The sequence below is a fragment of the Arenibacter lacus genome (assembly GCF_008711145.1).
Lineage (GTDB): Bacteria > Bacteroidota > Bacteroidia > Flavobacteriales > Flavobacteriaceae > Arenibacter > Arenibacter amylolyticus.
The window spans coordinates 32409-49242 of sequence record NZ_VVIN01000028.1 but is presented as its reverse complement, the minus strand read 5'-3'; the positions used below and the strand labels follow the sequence as shown (position 1 = coordinate 49242).

Annotated in this window: 16 protein-coding genes; 14 read left to right on the top strand and 2 right to left on the bottom strand. The window is 41.8% G+C overall.

Going from position 1 to position 16834, the window contains the following annotated elements; all coding sequences use genetic code 11:
* Nucleotides 1-207: 207 nt before the first annotated feature.
* The gene (locus F1E73_RS09945; protein ID WP_150451818.1) at nucleotides 208-1485 is read right to left on the bottom strand and encodes a hypothetical protein; all 1278 of its coding nucleotides are present in this window, start codon (nucleotides 1483-1485) and stop codon (nucleotides 208-210) included.
* A 270-nt stretch (nucleotides 1486-1755) separates the two neighbouring features.
* On the opposite strand from F1E73_RS09945, the gene F1E73_RS09940 reads away from it, so the two are divergent.
* A complete protein-coding gene (locus tag F1E73_RS09940; RefSeq protein WP_150451817.1) occupies nucleotides 1756-4140 on the top strand; it encodes a TonB-dependent receptor in 2385 nt (794 codons plus the stop codon).
* Between the two features lie 60 nt (nucleotides 4141-4200).
* Nucleotides 4201-5295, top strand: coding sequence for a PepSY-associated TM helix domain-containing protein (locus F1E73_RS09935; protein WP_150451816.1), 1095 nt, complete (start codon nucleotides 4201-4203; stop codon nucleotides 5293-5295).
* Between the two features lie 42 nt (nucleotides 5296-5337).
* Here F1E73_RS09935 and F1E73_RS09930 read toward each other — a convergent pair whose 3' ends face one another.
* Nucleotides 5338-5928, bottom strand: coding sequence for a hypothetical protein (locus F1E73_RS09930; RefSeq protein WP_086477623.1), 591 nt, complete (start codon nucleotides 5926-5928; stop codon nucleotides 5338-5340).
* Nucleotides 5929-6308: 380 nt separating this feature from the next.
* Here F1E73_RS09930 and F1E73_RS09925 point away from each other — a divergent pair, with 380 nt between their 5' ends.
* The 12 genes from F1E73_RS09925 to F1E73_RS09870 all read left to right on the top strand — a co-directional run bounded on the left by F1E73_RS09925 (nucleotide 6309) and on the right by F1E73_RS09870 (nucleotide 16749).
* A complete protein-coding gene (locus F1E73_RS09925) occupies nucleotides 6309-7673 on the top strand; it encodes a mercuric reductase (protein WP_150451815.1) in 1365 nt (454 codons plus the stop codon).
* Between the two features lie 155 nt (nucleotides 7674-7828).
* Nucleotides 7829-8680, top strand: a complete 852-nt coding sequence (locus F1E73_RS09920) for a ChaN family lipoprotein (RefSeq protein ID WP_150451814.1) — start codon at nucleotides 7829-7831, stop codon at nucleotides 8678-8680.
* A gap of 573 nt (nucleotides 8681-9253) precedes the next feature.
* Nucleotides 9254-9556 carry an urease subunit gamma gene (gene ureA / locus F1E73_RS09915; protein WP_086477626.1) on the top strand — a complete coding sequence of 101 codons (303 nt, stop codon included), beginning with the start codon at nucleotides 9254-9256 and terminating at the stop codon, nucleotides 9554-9556.
* Between the two features lie 16 nt (nucleotides 9557-9572).
* Nucleotides 9573-9947 (top strand): urease subunit beta, encoded by a 375-nt coding sequence (locus F1E73_RS09910; RefSeq protein WP_086477627.1) that lies wholly within the window; start codon nucleotides 9573-9575, stop codon nucleotides 9945-9947.
* Nucleotides 9944-11665: an urease subunit alpha gene (gene ureC / locus F1E73_RS09905; RefSeq protein WP_150451813.1), complete on the top strand. Its 1722-nt coding sequence runs from the start codon at nucleotides 9944-9946 to the stop codon at nucleotides 11663-11665. Before F1E73_RS09910 ends, ureC begins: the two co-directional genes overlap by 4 nt.
* A 146-nt stretch (nucleotides 11666-11811) precedes the next feature.
* On the top strand, nucleotides 11812-12315 hold the full coding sequence (ureE, locus tag F1E73_RS09900; protein WP_086477629.1) for an urease accessory protein UreE: 504 nt from the start codon (nucleotides 11812-11814) through the stop codon (nucleotides 12313-12315).
* A 3-nt stretch (nucleotides 12316-12318) separates the two neighbouring features.
* Nucleotides 12319-13014, top strand: a complete 696-nt coding sequence (locus F1E73_RS09895) for an urease accessory protein UreF (RefSeq protein ID WP_150451812.1) — start codon at nucleotides 12319-12321, stop codon at nucleotides 13012-13014.
* Nucleotides 13015-13045: 31 nt separating this feature from the next.
* Nucleotides 13046-13687: an urease accessory protein UreG gene (gene ureG, locus F1E73_RS09890; RefSeq protein WP_150451811.1), complete on the top strand. Its 642-nt coding sequence runs from the start codon at nucleotides 13046-13048 to the stop codon at nucleotides 13685-13687.
* 3 nt (nucleotides 13688-13690) lie between these two features.
* Nucleotides 13691-14503, top strand: a complete 813-nt coding sequence (locus F1E73_RS09885) for an urease accessory protein UreD (protein WP_150451810.1) — start codon at nucleotides 13691-13693, stop codon at nucleotides 14501-14503.
* 5 nt (nucleotides 14504-14508) lie between these two features.
* Nucleotides 14509-15213 (top strand): hypothetical protein, encoded by a 705-nt coding sequence (locus tag F1E73_RS09880; RefSeq protein ID WP_086477633.1) that lies wholly within the window; start codon nucleotides 14509-14511, stop codon nucleotides 15211-15213.
* A gap of 20 nt (nucleotides 15214-15233) precedes the next feature.
* Nucleotides 15234-16214, top strand: a complete 981-nt coding sequence (locus tag F1E73_RS09875; protein ID WP_086477634.1) for an urea transporter — start codon at nucleotides 15234-15236, stop codon at nucleotides 16212-16214.
* A gap of 163 nt (nucleotides 16215-16377) precedes the next feature.
* On the top strand, nucleotides 16378-16749 hold the full coding sequence (locus tag F1E73_RS09870) for a VOC family protein (RefSeq protein ID WP_150451809.1): 372 nt from the start codon (nucleotides 16378-16380) through the stop codon (nucleotides 16747-16749).
* Nucleotides 16750-16834: the final 85 nt, after the last annotated feature.

The following is a 16834-nucleotide window of genomic DNA, read 5'->3' as shown; positions in this document are numbered from 1 at the left end:
AAAGAGCATTTCACCTAAGTGAAAGCGGCCTGGGCGCTGCGGCTGTGGAAAGCTCGTAGATTTCAAGAAAGGAGAAATCAGCCTAGATTTTTTTGAATACTTTTTTCAGCGATGGAAAAAAGTATTGAAAGGCCTGTTGAAAGGTGGATTATTGTTGTTGAGCTTACCTGATAATTTTGACTACACACAACTTTTGAGCTTGATCCTTTATTCCTCCCCACATTCAAAACAAGCCATCAATCCTTCTGGCAATTCCAAATCCCTAGAGCCTTTTAGTTTCTCTGTAAGCACCCCCTTTTCATCCAAAACCTCCTTGAACCGTTTTGCGTATTCAACAAGGTTATCGCGTCTTTCCTGGATGGTGCCTATCAGTTCTTCCCCATTTAAATCATAAACTTCCTTTGGCCATACTTTAAAGGCCTCCGCAATTACAGCGTTCGTCAAGTTTTTTTGAAGATACCTTGCTTCTTCCTCAAAAATCCTCGATTCCGTTTTATATAGAAAATAGCGATCAAAATCCATCACCAATCCTGGAAGATAATCTATATCTCTTTCAAAGTTTTGAAGACCGGGCAACAGATTTTTATTGGAAAGGATAGAAGGCACTAATCCCTCTACCTTAAAAAAAGCATTATCCCTATCGCAGGCCATGGGTATGGCCTTTTTTACCTCCCCGTTTCTTTGTACCACCCACCCCCATTGCTTGGCATGCCTGTCCCAATCCCCTATCAACAGATCGAACAACCTAGCACGTACCAACGCATTTTCATCAATGGATAGTCGCTCCCCTTCTTCTAACTTTAATTCCTGTAAATCTTCGGTATCCATTACCTGGGTAGCATTCTCTATTCCCGTCCAAGTAGCATTCCCCTCCGTTTCATACTCCAGTAAAAAGAGTCGGTTTCCATACGTATCGTTATACGTTCCCAAAGCATATTGCTTGGGAAGGAAGTACAACTTTGGCCTGGTATTTAATATGTGAACCGCTTCTGATAGTGGTGCCACTACCAAGGCGGCATAAGGGTGTTGCGCCGAGATTCCGTCTACAACAATATTCTCTAGCCCCAGCGTCTTTACAAAGTCTGGGATTAAGGGTTCTGGATTTTTGGTAACACTTCGTAAACTATACACCGTGCCTGTCCCAGATTCCAACTCTAAGGAGTGGGTTTGCTTACCTCCCCCCTGCGCTACCACCTTTAAGCCCCCATGCAGGGTATCTAAAAATACTATGGGTACTTTTACTGGGGTGGCCCATGCCTCCCGGTATTGATCTCCTTGTATTATTTTCTTTAACTGGTTCCCCTCATAGAGCAAACTAGCCGCCACCAATACGGAATCGTGCTTCCTAAAATCTATAGAATCCAAATTTGTTGGACTGAGAATCTCACAGGTAGAAAATGCTTTTTTGGTGCTGGATACCGACAGGTAAACAAGCCCTATAAAAACCAAAACGATCAGGGCAAAAAACAGTAGTATTTTCTTCATTTTCATAGTATTGCCCTATTAGTTTTTCAACAAATTACGAAAACCAATCAAGTTTTATCGCCTTGCATCAACAATAAAATTAACCCAAAAACAAACTTATAAAAATGCTTCCCACCTCCATGGTATTCATCCCTTGTTGTAGTACCAACTACGATTATTAGCCTAGTACACGGATTTCAACCCTCTTAAAAAAAACAAAAAAATAGTTTGTAAGGATGGAAGCCCGACCCTATATTTACCTTTATTTTTAATTAATCTAAATAAGAATAAATGAAATTTATACTATTTGCCACCTCCATGTTGATGTCCCTTTCCGCGTTTTCACAAGCATTGATCCAGGGAAAGGTATCAGATCAATTACAACAACCCATCGCAGGTGCCACCGTTTACATTCCAGAACTGCAACAGGGCACTATGACCGATTTTAATGGGGAGTACACCTTAGCAGAAATTCCGCCAGGAACATACAACCTCAGTTTTCGCATGCTGGGATATAAAAGCAGCATGGTGAAAATTACAGTTACCACAACTGCCCCACTGCAACTAAATACCACCTTGGAAGAAGACATCAGTAATTTGGATGAAGTGGTGGTCTCCGCCAGTAGGCATTCTCAATACCTCTCTCAGATTCCGGCTTCGGTCACTGTGGTAGGTGAGGCGAAACTGGAAGAATTATCGCAGATTACTACCAATATAAGCGACATCCTGGAGTTTACCGTACCCGGATTAGCGGTTTCAACCGGTACTTTCTCCAACTGGGGCCAGACCCTACGGGGTAGGTCACTCTTAGTTATGGTAGACGGTATCCCACAATCTACGCCCCTTAGGAATGGACAGTTGGGGATAAAATCTGTAAACCCCCAAGATATACAACGTGTAGAGGTAATTAAAGGGGCTACTTCTATTTTTGGAAATGGGGGTAACGGAGGATTCATCAATTACATCACCAAAAAACCGGTGTCCAACAAAAAGTTGGAAGCAACTACCCAGCTATGGGGTACCAGCAATCTAGCAAAGACCAAGGATGCTTTGGGATGGGGTGTTTACCAGTCCCTAAAGGGAAATCTGAACAAATTCAGGTATTATATCAGCGGAAGTATGGAGCAGACCGGAACTAAATACGATGCCAAAGGCCTACCCCTCCTCCCTACCTACGGATTTGATAATACCGACATCTACAGTGCTTTTGGAAAATTGGAATACCTGTTGAGCGAAAACCAGCAACTTTCTTTGGGCGCTAATATCTATAAATCCATTCACGATACCCCCTTTATCCCAGTACCGGCAACCGTACAGGTATTTAATGAAGCTGGTGATTACCATATTACGGCAGGTTATGGGGTAAAAGGCAGTATCCCAGGTGAGGAACCTACGGGATCTACCCTAATAAATAGTCAGTTGACCTATAGCCTCCACAATATTTTTCAGGGGACCACCAATTTTAATACCGATCTCTATTACCAAAACACGGAAAACATCTTTTTCTATTCGGACAAATTTGAAAATGGGGGACAGTCTGTTATCAATGCGGAAAAATATGGAATACGTCCCAATTTTAATTCAAAATTCGGTTCCTACTCCCACATGGATGTGTCATTAACCTACGGATTGGATTTTTTAAAGGACAAAACCAATCAAGGGTTGTTAGATGGTAGGTTATGGGTACCCAATATCGCATTGACCAACTGGGCACCCTACGCACAGACCACCGTTAAACTTAATAACCAATGGGTGTTTAAAGGCGGACTCCGTTATGATGAGATGCATATGGATATCGCAGATTACAATACCCTACCCTATTCGCCCAAAGGGGACGGCAACTATAATCCGTCCGTATCCGTGGAAGGTGGAAAGCTGGCATTTAATAACTTAGCCTTTAACCTCGGGTTGCGCTACATAGCACACGAGACTTTTATTCCTTATATTGGTTATTCCCAAGGTTTTTCCATTGCAGATCTTGGTTCCGTATTACGCTCTGCGGTGGCCAGTAATATAAACGATATTCAATTAGAGCCCGCGGTAACCAATAATTATGAATTTGGATTTATGTCCAAATTCCCCCAAGTACAATTGGAAGCCGTGGGGTACTATAGCACCTCCAACCTAGGAACGGGAGTGGTTTTTGTAGATGAGATAAACACCTTTGTTCCTTCCAAACAACCACAACAAATTTATGGAGGGGAAGTTTCTATCGATTTCCAGAGTTATAACAACCAATGGCAGCTTGGAACCTCCTACTCCTATGTAGAGGGGGTAAAGCATGCGGTAGACGATCCACATACCCTTTCTTTTTTAGGGGGTGATGTTATTTCTGCCCCTAAATGGACCGCCTACATTACCTGGAAGCCCTCAGAAAAACTGAACACCTCTGTTAGAATGACCAATTTGGGCGATAGAAAGCGATTTGATCCGTTCTTGGATGCCAATGACCAATTGGCCTATAGGCATACCCAATTTCCCGTAAACGGCTACACCTTGGTAAACTTTTCCATGGCCTATCAACTACAGTCCAATACCACCGTTTCCCTTGGTATCAATAATTTATTGAACGAATACTACCTACCAGCAAGATCGCAGTGGGCCTCCCCCTTAACTACTTTTACCGGAGCTGGGGAAGGCACGCATGCCAAACTGAGCGTACAGTATAATTTTTAAATATACCTCCCCCTAGTTTCATGATGAAGCTAGGGGGTATTTTAATACTAACTAGATAGTTTGAACCATCTTAATAAAACAATAAGAAAAATCCACCTTTGGTTGGGCATCAGCTGCGGACTCTTGGCATCCTTTTCTGGACTTACCGGGGCGCTATACGTGTGGCAACCAGAAATAACTGCTGCACTCAATCCAAGGTTGTTAACAGTAAGACAGGTAGATAGTCTCCCTGAAGAAACATTGATGCAAACGGCATCCCAACTGATAAAAGTACACAAGGATAGCCTAGTGCGCGTAAATTTACCCTACCGAGAGCAGCAGACCATATCTTTACTGTTTAACAATGGAACCACCCGTTATTATCATCCAAAAACCACAAGCTTTCTAGGAACAAAATCGGCCTCCATACATTTTTTCGAGCAACTCTTAAACGTTCACCGTACCCTTGCCATCCCCATAATTGGCAAGTACATCATGGGCGGCAGTACTATTATCTTTTTGGTGATTATCCTTGGTAGCGGTATGTTTATTTGGTGGAAAGCCTATAAGAGCAGATTAAAAAAAGGATTCCAAATAAAATGGAAGGGGAAGAAAAAGAGACTAAACTATGACCTCCATAAGGTATTGGGGGTCTATTTCCTTATTCCACTTATACTAATTGCCTTATCCGGGGCCTACTTTACCTATCCTACTTATTATAAATCGGTTTTGAGCCTTCTGGACGGTACTAAGAAAGCACAAAACCAGCAAATAGAAAGTCGGTACACCTTTACCCAGCTGTTCCGAATACCGGACACAACTTATGCCCTACGTGCTATTTACTTTCCGAAGGACGGCACGGATAGTTATCACTTTAGATATATTCAGGGACGATTTATTAGTCCAGGCTTAAGAAAAAGCAAGGAATTAAAAATAACGGAAGCGAACCAGGTCATCAGCGAAACCTCTTATGAATTGGCCCCCAACAGCGATAAGATTGCCCTGCAATTTTATCCGATACATACCGGGGAAATAGCGGGATTAGCTGGGAGGATACTAGTCTTTATTTCTGGATTGGTTCCCCTTATCCTTTACATTACCGGAATTAGAATGTATTGGTTTAAAAAAAAGAATCGAACTAAAAAGTCGGCCCCTAATGTATTCTCCCCTAAGTAACCCTTAGAAAGATAATAACCTACTAAAAGCTCTATTTAAGCATTAATTGCCCCTATTTCTAGGAGGTTTGCACTCCTTGCAGAAATGGGCATAGGTATCTATTTCCTTTTTTACGGCCGCATGTTCCTCTGCCAACAAATCTACCTTTTCCCCAAAGTTGGTCGCCGTATAAACCCTAGCACTAATTTTATTACGCTCCGCTACCATTTTGTCGAAAAAAGGCTGAAAGAAACCTGTATTGGAAAAAGCCTTTTTATTGCGGAAAAGCTCCTCTCTTATCTTACGGGCATACAATTCCGACAGATCAAAATCAAAAGCCGCTAAGGCCAATAATCTTTCTGCCTGCACACTGTCTTTGGCCTTAATTACAGCAGTATCCGGTAGAAACGCACAACTTACCTTGTCGTTGAAATTCTTTGTGAACACAAATTGGATCTGGGACATTTCGAAAGCAAACTCCAAGACTACGCCAGACTGTACCATCACGCTTGTAACAGAGGGATCAATAGCGGTATCGGTTCCCTTGAAATCTTCAATTTTTAATTGATGGTTAGGGGACCATTCCCGTCTATCTTCCTGAGAATAAAGGTTGCTATTTATTATACAACAAAGAAGCACTATTAAGGATCGCATAGCTATTTTCCTGATTTTAATTCGATGCTAAATTTAAGGCAATTTATTCATATGCTCTTTTTTCTACCCATTAACCCCCTAAATCCGAACCTTACCGTTGTTGGGGAGTTCACTTATAAATAAATGATTAACTTTAAGGCAGAACACTGCTGTTGCACCAATTATACTCCTCCCCAGTGTATTGCACAGCGCAAATATAATAGCGCTCACTAAAAAGACACCCCACCCATTTAAGAACAGTACTAAATTCCGTCAAAGGAATAGCTATGAGCGTATGTACATATAGCCACTTAGCGAAGCTAAGGAAGAATAAGATAGATACAATGGATACTATTTGGACAGTAATGTCCACGAATAAATAGTAATTAATACGAGTACCTATGGATTTTGATGCAATTATAATCGGAACTGGACAAGCGGGAGCTCCCCTAGCCCAAAGTTTGGCCAATCAAGGCCAAAAGGTAGCTATTATTGAAAAGAATCATCTGGGCGGCACCTGCATCAATGTAGGCTGTACGCCCACCAAAGCTTATGTGGCATCGGCCAGACGAGCCTATATGGCAGGCAATAGCAGCACCCTTGGCGTCGCTATTAAGGGCGAGGTAGTTATCGACCTAAAAAAAATTAAACAGCGCAAAGATGCCTTAGTCCTAGAATCGCGCAAGGGTTTGGAAGAAATGCTGACCAAAAATAAATCTATTACCCTAATCCGTGGGAAGGCCACCTTTGTAGACAACCATACCGTAGCGGTGAACGGCAAGGAGTATGCTGCCCCAAAAATTTTCATTAACGTGGGCGCAAGACCCCGTATCCCCGATGGATTTAAAGAGGTACCCTACCTTACCAATGAAAGTATTCTGGACTTGGAAAAAATTCCGGAACACCTCGTGATTGTGGGCGGAGGCTATATTGGACTGGAGTTTGGCCAGATGTTTCGTCGGTTTGGTAGCAAGGTAACCCTATTGGAAAGAGGGGATAAATTATTGAAAAAGGAGGATGGGGATATCTGTGACCTAATCACTGAAATTATGGAGGATAGTGGGCTTGCGGTACAGCTGAAATCTAATTGTATTGGCGCCAAGCTACACCAAGACCTACTAGAGATTAGTTATCGCTGCAATAACAAGACCGAAACCCTGAAGGCCAGCCATTTACTTTTGGCCACTGGACGTATTCCCAATACGGATGACCTGGGATTGGAAAACACGGATATTAAACGATCCCGCCAGGGATATATTAAAGTAGAAGATACTTTACAAACCTCGGTGAGTCATATATGGGCTATGGGCGATTGCAATGGAGAGGGTGCCTTTACCCATACAGCCTATAACGACTATCAGATTGTGAACTCCCAATTATTTTTATCGCAAAAACGTTTTCTTTCCGATAGATTTACCTGCTATGCCGCTTTTATAGACCCGCCACTAGCTAGGGTTGGACTCAACCAAGCCGATATTAAAAAAAAGGGGTTGATGGCTAGGGTATCCGAAATTCCTATGAGTAAAATTGCTAGGGCCAAGGAAATGGGAGAAACCAAAGGGAAGTTGAAGATCTTCCATGAAGTAGACACCGATAGTATTCTAGGGGCTACCTTCTTAGGTGTTGGTGCCGATGAGTATATCCACACCATCATTGATCAAATGTACGCAGGGGCTACTTATAAGACCGTCCGGGATGCCATCCACATTCACCCAACCATTAGCGAATTGCTTCCTACCATGCTAGAAACCTCCTCCGAGCTATAAGTTGTTTTCTAAAGACATCTATTAAGTTAAAAGCGTTTTATGACACTACAAAATTCCTAGGCAAACGATAAAATTCTCCACCAAAAAGTCCCTTATATCCCAAAATTTCCCATATTTGAATAGTACCGACCTTACCCCATGTAAACAAGAACCCTATGCCTAGAATTATACTCGTTTTGTTCTTTCTTCTTTTATGCAGTCCTGCAACGGGGCAATTAAAATCTTATAACCTATACAACTCCAACGGCAAGAAGGTTTCCTATAGTAAAATGATGCGAAAATTAGCCAAGGCAGATATGGTACTTTTTGGCGAATTGCACAACAATCCCATTGCCCATTGGTTACAGTTAAAGGTAACCCAAAAGCTACACACGCAGCGCCCCCTTATCCTGGGTGCCGAAATGTTTGAAGCGGACAACCAAATACCCCTAAACCAATATTTAAAGGGAGAAATTACCCAAAAGGGGTTGGATTCTTTAGCACGACTCTGGCCCAACTACAAAACCGATTACGCCCCTTTAGTAGATTTTGCAAAGGCAAACCAGTTGCCGTTTATAGCCACCAATATCCCCAGAAGATTTGCCAGTATGGTCTACAGGAACGGATTTTCCGTACTAGACTCCTTAACTGCTGAAGAGAAAACATGGATAGCTCCCCTTCCCATTCCCTTTGATAGTGAATTGCCTACCTATAAAAATATCCTTTCTATGATGGGAGACCATGGGAGTCCAAAACTGGTTATGGCACAAGCCATAAAAGATGCTACTATGGCGTATTTTATCCTAAACAATTATAAAAAGGAAAATCTATTTTTACATTTTAACGGGGCCTACCACTCGGACTTCCACGAGGGAATTCTATGGTACTTAAAACAGAACACTACCCCCCTTAACTACCTCACCATAAGTACGGTGTCCCAAGAAAACATCCATAAACTACTTCCCGAAAATAGAAATAAGGCAGATTTTATTATCTGTGTAGATAGTGATATGACCACTACCTATTAAGACTAGCTACATCATCTTATTTACCCCCAAAGATTTCCTGTAAAATTTCCTTACAGCAACCCTATAGCTCTTTAAGGAAGCAGGTGCCTACTATTTATGCCTCTTTTTATTTAGAAGTACCGTGGAGGTATGTTCCATACTATTGTTGCAACCACCAAATAAAATCTTTAGAGTTACTTTCTAAGGGCCACATTTCTAGCTGAAATGGCTCTCTCTAGAGGACAATTTTAGACAATCTAAAGAAACTTCCCTATTTAGGAAGGCTCGGGAATAATAAATAACGCTATTAGCTAAGTAGCTACTCCCATCATACCTCAAAAAAACACAGTTATATTACATATTTCAATCAAAATATCAAAAAATAATTCGACACCCATAATTACTTTTTAATGGATTTATCGTATATTTTTAACACGAAAATTAAATAACTGACAACCTACGTCGTTTAAAATGACATTTATGAAATAGGCCCATTGCAAAAACTCCCCATATTTTGAATGCCTAAGAAGAAAATGACTTTTGTTGTCCATCCTTATACAAGAGATTAGATTTTAACCTTTAAATACAGCAATTATGCATTTAACAGCTAGGGAAACCGAGAAACTCCTCATCTTTATGACGGGAGAACTTGCCGAAAAACGAAAGGCCAGAGGCCTTAAATTAAACTACCCAGAATCTATTGCACTAATCAGCCATCGATTACAAGAAGCTGCACGGGACGGTAAAACCGTTGCCGAACTTATGCAGGAAGGCGCTACGTATTTAACACGCGACGATGTAATGGAGGGTATCCCAGAAATGATCCACGATGTGCAAATAGAGGCCACCTTTCCGGACGGAACCAAACTGGTAACCGTCCATAATCCAATTCGCTAACTTAAAGCCACATACTATGATACCAGGAGAATATATATTATTAAAGGAAGATATTGAATGTAATCCTTTCCGGGATGTATTTAAAATTAAAGTGGTAAACAAAGGAGATAGACCGGTACAGATAGGGTCTCACTATCATTTTTTTGAGGTTAACCGAGAAATGGAGTTCGACAGGAAGAAGGCCTATGGGTACCGATTAAATATCCCTTCCGGTACGGCGGTTCGCTTTGAACCAGGCGAGTCTACAGAAGTAGAATTAATCAGTTTAGGGGGCAAGCGAAATTCTTTTGGCCTTAACAACCTCACCAATGGTGATACCATGAATCCTCAGAATTTAAGAAGATCAATGATTAGTATAGAACAGGAAGCATTTAAAAATAAAAAATCATGAGCTTTAAGATAGATCGAGTAAAGTATGCCAATATGTACGGTCCCACCGTTGGCGATAAAATTAGATTAGGGGATACGGAACTTTTCATTGAAATTGAAAAAGACTACGCCTTTTACGGGGAGGAGAACAAGTTTGGCGGTGGAAAAACGGTGCGGGACGGAATGGCCCAATCCAGTACTGCTACTCGTGACAGTGGGGTGCTAGACCTGGTAATTTTAAATGCCATTGTATTGGACCACTGGGGTATTGTTAAAGGGGATATAGGAATAAAAGACGGGAAAATTGTGGGGGTAGGCAAGGCCGGGAATCCGGATACCATGGAAAACGTAAACCCCCATATGATCATTGGCGCTTCTACGGAGGTACATAGCGGTGAAAACACCATAGTTACCCCTGGAGCTATTGACACCCACATACACTATATTTCCCCCCAGCAAATAGAACACGCTCTATATAGTGGTGTTACCACTATGATTGGAGGTGGTACGGGCCCTGCAGACGGAAGTAATGCCACCACAGTAACTCCTGGTGCATGGAATATTAAAAGGATGCTCCAAGCTACGGACAACCTGCCCATGAACTTAGGGTTCTTTGGAAAGGGGAACTGTTCCTTACAGGCTCCCTTGGAAGAGCAGGTAGAAGCCGGAGTTCTTGGCCTGAAGGTGCATGAGGATTGGGGCGCTACCCCAGCAGTTATAGATGCTTCCCTAAGGGTTGCCGATAAATATGATATTCAGATAGCGCTGCATGCCGATACCCTTAACGAAGCCGGATTTTTAGAAGACACCATGGATGCTATTAATGGGAGAACCATCCACACCTTTCACACGGAAGGAGCCGGTGGTGGCCATGCCCCCGATATTATTAAAGCAGCCATGTATCCCAATGTGTTACCGGCATCTACCAATCCCACTCGTCCGTTTACCAAGAATACCATAGACGAACATTTGGATATGTTAATGGTCTGTCACCATTTAAGTAAAAACATTCCTGAGGATGTGTCTTTTGCCGATTCTAGGATACGCCCAGAAACCATTGCTGCAGAAGACCTTCTTCACGACATGGGAGTTTTCAGTATTATGAGTTCGGATTCCCAGGCCATGGGTCGCGTTGGGGAAACCATTACCCGTACTTGGCAAACCGCCCACAAAAACAAAATTCAACAAGGCTTTTTAAAAGAAGACAAGAAAATAAAGGCCGATAATTTCCGTGCAAAACGCTATGTGGCAAAATATTCCATAAATCCGGCTATTGCGCACGGTATCTCCCAACATGTGGGATCCATAGAGCCTAATAAAATGGCCGATATGGTATTGTGGAAACCGGCACTCTTTGGTGCCAAGCCAGAAATGATTATCAAAGGAGGAATGATCATAGCTAGTAAAATGGGGGATCCCAACGGATCTATCCCTACCCCACAACCTATTTTAATGCGATCTATGTACGGTAGTTTAGGTAGTGCAGTCCATAAAACCTGCGCCACCTTTGTTTCCAAAGCGGCAATGAACAATAATATCAAGGAGAAATTTGGACTTAAAAAGACGTTGTACGCAGTAACCAATTGCCGAAGCGTTTCCAAAAAGGATTTAATCCATAATGATAAAACGCCTGTTATAGAAGTAAATCCGGAAACCTATGAGGTAAAGGTAGATGGCAAGGTGCTTACCTGCGATCCAATCGATATTGTACCCTTAGCCCAACGCTATTTCCTGTTCTAACAGCTTGTGATCAAAAATGCAGTCTCCCCTAAGTCGTCCTTAGGGGTGATTAAAGCATCTAAAGCTTCTTGGAACCGCATGGTTTTACCCTTTAAAAATACCTAAGGCCCCCGTGCCAGTTCCATAAACTTAAACTGGTTTAATATATGGTATGTAAAGAAATAATAGGAAACGTAAAAACGTATGATTACGGAGCCAAGGAGGTGGACCGACTCTATTTGGAATGGTTTGAAATGCCTAAACGCATTATGCGAAAACGCTCTAAAAACGGAAAAGAGGTAGCCATAAAATTTTTACGGGAAGGACAACGCCTACAAGAGGGCGATATTGTTTTTGAAGATGAGGACAGTATCGTAATCGTAGAAGTACTCCCTTGTGAAAGTTTGGAGGTTACACCCCGCAACCTATTGGAAATGGGTACCGTATGCTACGAAATCGGAAACAAACACCTCCCGCTTTTTATTCAGGACGATAAAGTGCTGGTAGCTTATGAAAAGCCGCTAGAACGTCTGTTGATTGCTACTGGCTATCAGGTAGAAAAGAAGCATTGCAAATTGGTAAATATGCTGAAAGCCAATATAGACCATTCCCATGGCAGCAATAATCCCTCCCTTTTTTCCAGGATTTTAGACCTAACTACAAAAACTTAAACTATGAGCAAGACCAACAATTTACTTTTGGAGCTGCTCCACATCTCAGACCCTACGCTCCCCATAGGCGGTTACTCCCACTCTAACGGATTGGAAACCTATATACAGCAAAACATAGTGAAGGATGTGGATACCACCGCCGAATTTGTACGGAATATGCTGAACTATAATTATAAATACAACGACGGCATATTCGTTAGAGACGCTTATTACGCGGCCCAAAAAAACGAGCTATCAAGTTTATTGGACTTAGATAATGAGTGCCACGCCCTAAGGGCCCCGATGGAAGTCCGCGACGGAAGTCTGAAGTTGGGGGTGCGACTTCTAAAAATATATGTACGCTTACAGGATCATGAATTATTACACAGCTATTACCAACGGGTAAAAGAAAAGGAAACCCCAGGCCATTTTCCTGTTGCCTTTGGTATGATTACCGCCCTAATGGGGGCAGAACTAGTGGATGTACTGAGTGCCTTCTATTACAATGCCGCTGTGAATATGGTAACCAATAGCGTTAAAATGGTTCCCTTGGGACAGATGGATGGGCAGGAGATTTTGTACAAACTCCACGATTTTATCGATAAGGTGGCCCATGAAACCCTAACCATTGATGAGGAGTTACGCGGACTCTGCAATCCGGCCTTCGATATCCGCTGTATGCAGCACGAACACCTCTACTCTCGATTATATATGTCTTAAAAAATAATTTCACTAATAAAAACAAAATAGAATGTCTGAAAGAAACTATATAAAAATTGGGGTTGCCGGTCCGGTAGGCTCTGGAAAAACTGCCCTCATAGAAAAGTTGTCCCGAAAAATTGCACAAGACTACAGCATAGGTGTAATCACCAATGACATTTATACCAAGGAAGATGCTGAGTTCCTTACTAAAAACTCCCTCTTGCCAGCTGATAGGATTATAGGCGTGGAAACAGGAGGTTGCCCGCATACCGCTATCCGGGAAGATGCTAGTATGAATTTGGAAGCGGTAGACGAGATTGTAACCCGGCATCCCGGGATAGAAATTGTATTTATAGAAAGTGGGGGCGATAACCTGTCTGCCACCTTTAGTCCTGACCTTGCCGATATTACCATTTTTGTGATTTCGGTAGCGGAAGGTGAAAAAATACCAAGAAAAGGAGGCCCAGGAATCACCCGATCGGACCTATTGGTAATCAACAAAATAGATTTGGCACCCTACGTAAATGCCGATTTAGAGGTAATGAGGAGTGATTCGAAAAAAATGAGAGCTGGTAACCCCTTCATCTTTACGGACCTTATGAACGACATAGGGGTAGATCAGGTAATTAATTGGATTAAGAAATATGCTTTGATTGAGGAAGATGCTTCTGAACCCGTACTAGAACGATAACTGATGGGAAGATACAGCGTGCAGACCGACTTATACAAGGATATAACCATATTAAAGGATACCTATTTTACGCCTCCTTTTAATGTGGTGGAAGTTAGGGAGAACAAGAAAAATCCCCTATTGGAACTCATGATAATGAGCTCCTCCCCAGGGTTCTTCAACAATGATAATTATCAAATAGACATTAAGGTGAAAAAAGAAACTTTGCTTAACCTACAAACACAATCCTATCAAAGAATATACGACACCCCGGATGGTGCACAGCAGCACATGCGGGTGAATGTGGAATGCAACGCCTACTTCAGTCACTTACCACATCCCTCCGTACCCCACAAGGGGGCTATTTTTGAAAGCGATAATAGGATTTATCTCAGCGATACCAGTGTCCTTATCTGGGGAGAGATCTTGGCTTGTGGACGAAAACTAAATGGAGAGTCTTTCGCATTTAAAAAGTATAGGAGTTTAACGCAGGTTTTTCGCAATGACAAGTTGCTGTACAAAGACAATCTATACCTAAACCCTTCAAAAGTTAATTATAAGACCATGGGACAGTACGAGGAGTTTAGCTATCAGGCAAACTTTATCTGTGTAGATCCCCACCATTCCCCTAAAGAGCACATGGCCAATATGGCTGAAAAATTAGAGGGGGAAGAGGATATTATTTTCGGGTTTTCCCAAATTTCAGATGATGCCTGCGTACTTCGGGTGCTGGGTAATTCTGGAGAACAACTTTTTAGAGCCCTGAAGAAAATTCAAAAACAATTAGATAAGCAAGCCGGTGACCTACGGCAACAGCAAATAGATTTAAAAATTTAATTTTTATGGTACCAGAATTAAATACATTAATAATAGCCGCAATTTCTATCAGTGTTCTACATACGCTTACGGGTCCAGACCACTATATTCCGTTTATTGCCATTGGAAAGGCAAAAAAATGGACCTTGGGACGCACGCTATTTTGGACAGTCATTTGTGGAATTGGACATGTCCTTAGCTCCGTTCTCTTGGCTTTAGGGGGTGTAGCCCTTGGATTTTCCCTTAGTAAACTCAGCTGGTTTGAGGAAGTAAGGGGCGGTTTGGCGGCATGGGCCTTATTTATCTTTGGTTTTATTTTCCTCATAATTGGACTTTACCAGGCCTATCGGAATAAAAAACATAAACATTTTGATGTTTATGAAGGGGGCGAAGTCTATGTCTATGAACACAGGCACAACCAAGGTCCGGTAATGCCTTCCGAAAGAAGAAAAGTAACCCCTTGGGTGTTATTGGTGATTTTTCTCCTTGGTCCCTGTGAACCCATGATTCCCCTATTAACCTACCCCGCTATTTTAAACTCCACCACTGGAATAATTATAATCACCGCAGTATTTCTATTTTTTACGCTGTTGATGATGGTAATTATGGTAGTGCTAGGTTATTATGGTTATAGTTTGATAAAAACCGAATTTCTGGAAAAATACATGACCGCTATCGCAGGGGGTGCTATTGTAGTCTGTGCCGCAGGGATGATTTTTCTTGGCTGGTAATTGAATGTAAGTGACATGGTATGATGACTAAAATAAAATGGTTTATCCAGGTTAACCTTAGGGGCATTGCGCAGATAATGTTACAGGAAAAATCATTGACCGGTCTCATCCTACTTATAGGAGTCCTATACAGTTCTTGGCTTATGGCAATTGGCTTATTAGTAGCCAATTTAATAGGAACTTGTATAGGGCTTTTTTTTAAAAAGAAATATAGGGTTGCACTAAATCAAGGTCTATACGGGTTTAATGCTGCACTATTGGGAATAATAATCGTTTACCAGTACGGGTTAACTGGATTGTCTTTTGTAGCCATCATAATCGCTTCGGTACTGGCTACCCTTATGATGCATTATGCCATCGTTAAAAAACTGGAGATTTTCACCTTTCCTTTTGTAGTGTTTAGTTGGATTATAGTTTCCCTGATTAATGCAGGGGATATTATGCCTAGGGTGACCCACCCCACAGCCGCTGAAAATTTTTTACAAGAACCAACCGCCGAACTTTTTGAGGAAACCTTGGAGCTGGTTGGGATAGAATATGACGAAGACGAAATAGACGAAGACCTTATTTTTGCCACCCACGGGTTTGGACAGGTGATGTTTCAAGGAAGTGTTATTGCCGGTGTTCTATTCTTCCTGGGAGTATACGTTAGTAGACCTGTTTCGGCACTCTACGGAATATTTGCCTCCATTTTAGCCATGACAGTATCACATTTATTAAATAGGCCCGAAACCGATGCCGATACCGGTATGTTTAGCTTTAACGCTGTTCTTTGTGCCCTAGCTTTCGCAGGTACTGGAAAACAGGATGGTTTCTGGGTGGTAGTCGCTACCATCATCACTGTAATTGTGGACGATTTTATGATAAGTATTGACGTTCCCCCCTATACCTTTCCTTTTGTAGCCACCACCTGGATCTTGCTGATATCTAGAAGTGGTATCTCTGGAATTTCTAAACTGCTAGCGTCCTGGTTTAGGCCCAAAAGAAAACCACCCCCGTAAATTCCTCCATAAGTTGCCACCTATTACTCCATCCCAATGCAAGCTATTGACTCTGGAAGGTGTTTTTGTATGGACTGGGGGCCATGGACAAAAAGTGTTAGTTGAGCTTTTTATTTTTTTTAAATTATGTACCTTAGAACTTATTAACCTTAAAAATCTTCAAATGGAATTAGGTGCATTTTCGGTAAGTTTAAATGTGAAGGACCTTAACGCCTCTAAATTGTTTTATGAAAATCTGGGCTTCTCGGTCTTTGCAGGCGAAATGGAAAACAATTACTTGATCATGAAAAATGGTAAATCCCTCATCGGATTGTTTCAAGGAATGTTCCAAGGCAATATTCTGACCTTTAATCCTGGGTGGGATGAAAATGCTAATACCTTATGTTCCTTTTCCGATGTAAGGGAGATTGAAAAGGATTTAGAAAACAAAGGAATCCAACTGGTTCGAAAAACTGGAGAGAACACTAGCGGTCCAGCCAGCATAGTGTTAATAGATCCCGATGGAAATACCATATTAATAGATCAACATGTATAACAGGGTGTCATATTAAGAAGTAAGCCCTTTTTAATACTGCCTAGTACTCTTATTCCTGGCATATTTCACCAACCAACCAACCAAC

Coding starts and splice junctions, on each gene's coding strand:
- F1E73_RS09925 (WP_150451815.1), top strand. CDS start 6,309: ATGGATTTTGATGCAATTATAATCGGAACTGGACAAGCGGGAGCTCCC.
- ureA (WP_086477626.1), top strand. CDS start 9,254: ATGCATTTAACAGCTAGGGAAACCGAGAAACTCCTCATCTTTATGACG.
- F1E73_RS09930 (WP_086477623.1), bottom strand. CDS start 5,928: ATGCGATCCTTAATAGTGCTTCTTTGTTGTATAATAAATAGCAACCTT.
- F1E73_RS09885 (WP_150451810.1), top strand. CDS start 13,691: ATGGGAAGATACAGCGTGCAGACCGACTTATACAAGGATATAACCATA.
- ureE (WP_086477629.1), top strand. CDS start 11,812: ATGGTATGTAAAGAAATAATAGGAAACGTAAAAACGTATGATTACGGA.
- F1E73_RS09945 (WP_150451818.1), bottom strand. CDS start 1,485: ATGAAGAAAATACTACTGTTTTTTGCCCTGATCGTTTTGGTTTTTATA.
- F1E73_RS09920 (WP_150451814.1), top strand. CDS start 7,829: ATGCCTAGAATTATACTCGTTTTGTTCTTTCTTCTTTTATGCAGTCCT.
- F1E73_RS09895 (WP_150451812.1), top strand. CDS start 12,319: ATGAGCAAGACCAACAATTTACTTTTGGAGCTGCTCCACATCTCAGAC.
- F1E73_RS09875 (WP_086477634.1), top strand. CDS start 15,234: ATGATGACTAAAATAAAATGGTTTATCCAGGTTAACCTTAGGGGCATT.
- F1E73_RS09880 (WP_086477633.1), top strand. CDS start 14,509: ATGGTACCAGAATTAAATACATTAATAATAGCCGCAATTTCTATCAGT.
- F1E73_RS09910 (WP_086477627.1), top strand. CDS start 9,573: ATGATACCAGGAGAATATATATTATTAAAGGAAGATATTGAATGTAAT.
- ureC (WP_150451813.1), top strand. CDS start 9,944: ATGAGCTTTAAGATAGATCGAGTAAAGTATGCCAATATGTACGGTCCC.
- F1E73_RS09940 (WP_150451817.1), top strand. CDS start 1,756: ATGAAATTTATACTATTTGCCACCTCCATGTTGATGTCCCTTTCCGCG.
- ureG (WP_150451811.1), top strand. CDS start 13,046: ATGTCTGAAAGAAACTATATAAAAATTGGGGTTGCCGGTCCGGTAGGC.
- F1E73_RS09870 (WP_150451809.1), top strand. CDS start 16,378: ATGGAATTAGGTGCATTTTCGGTAAGTTTAAATGTGAAGGACCTTAAC.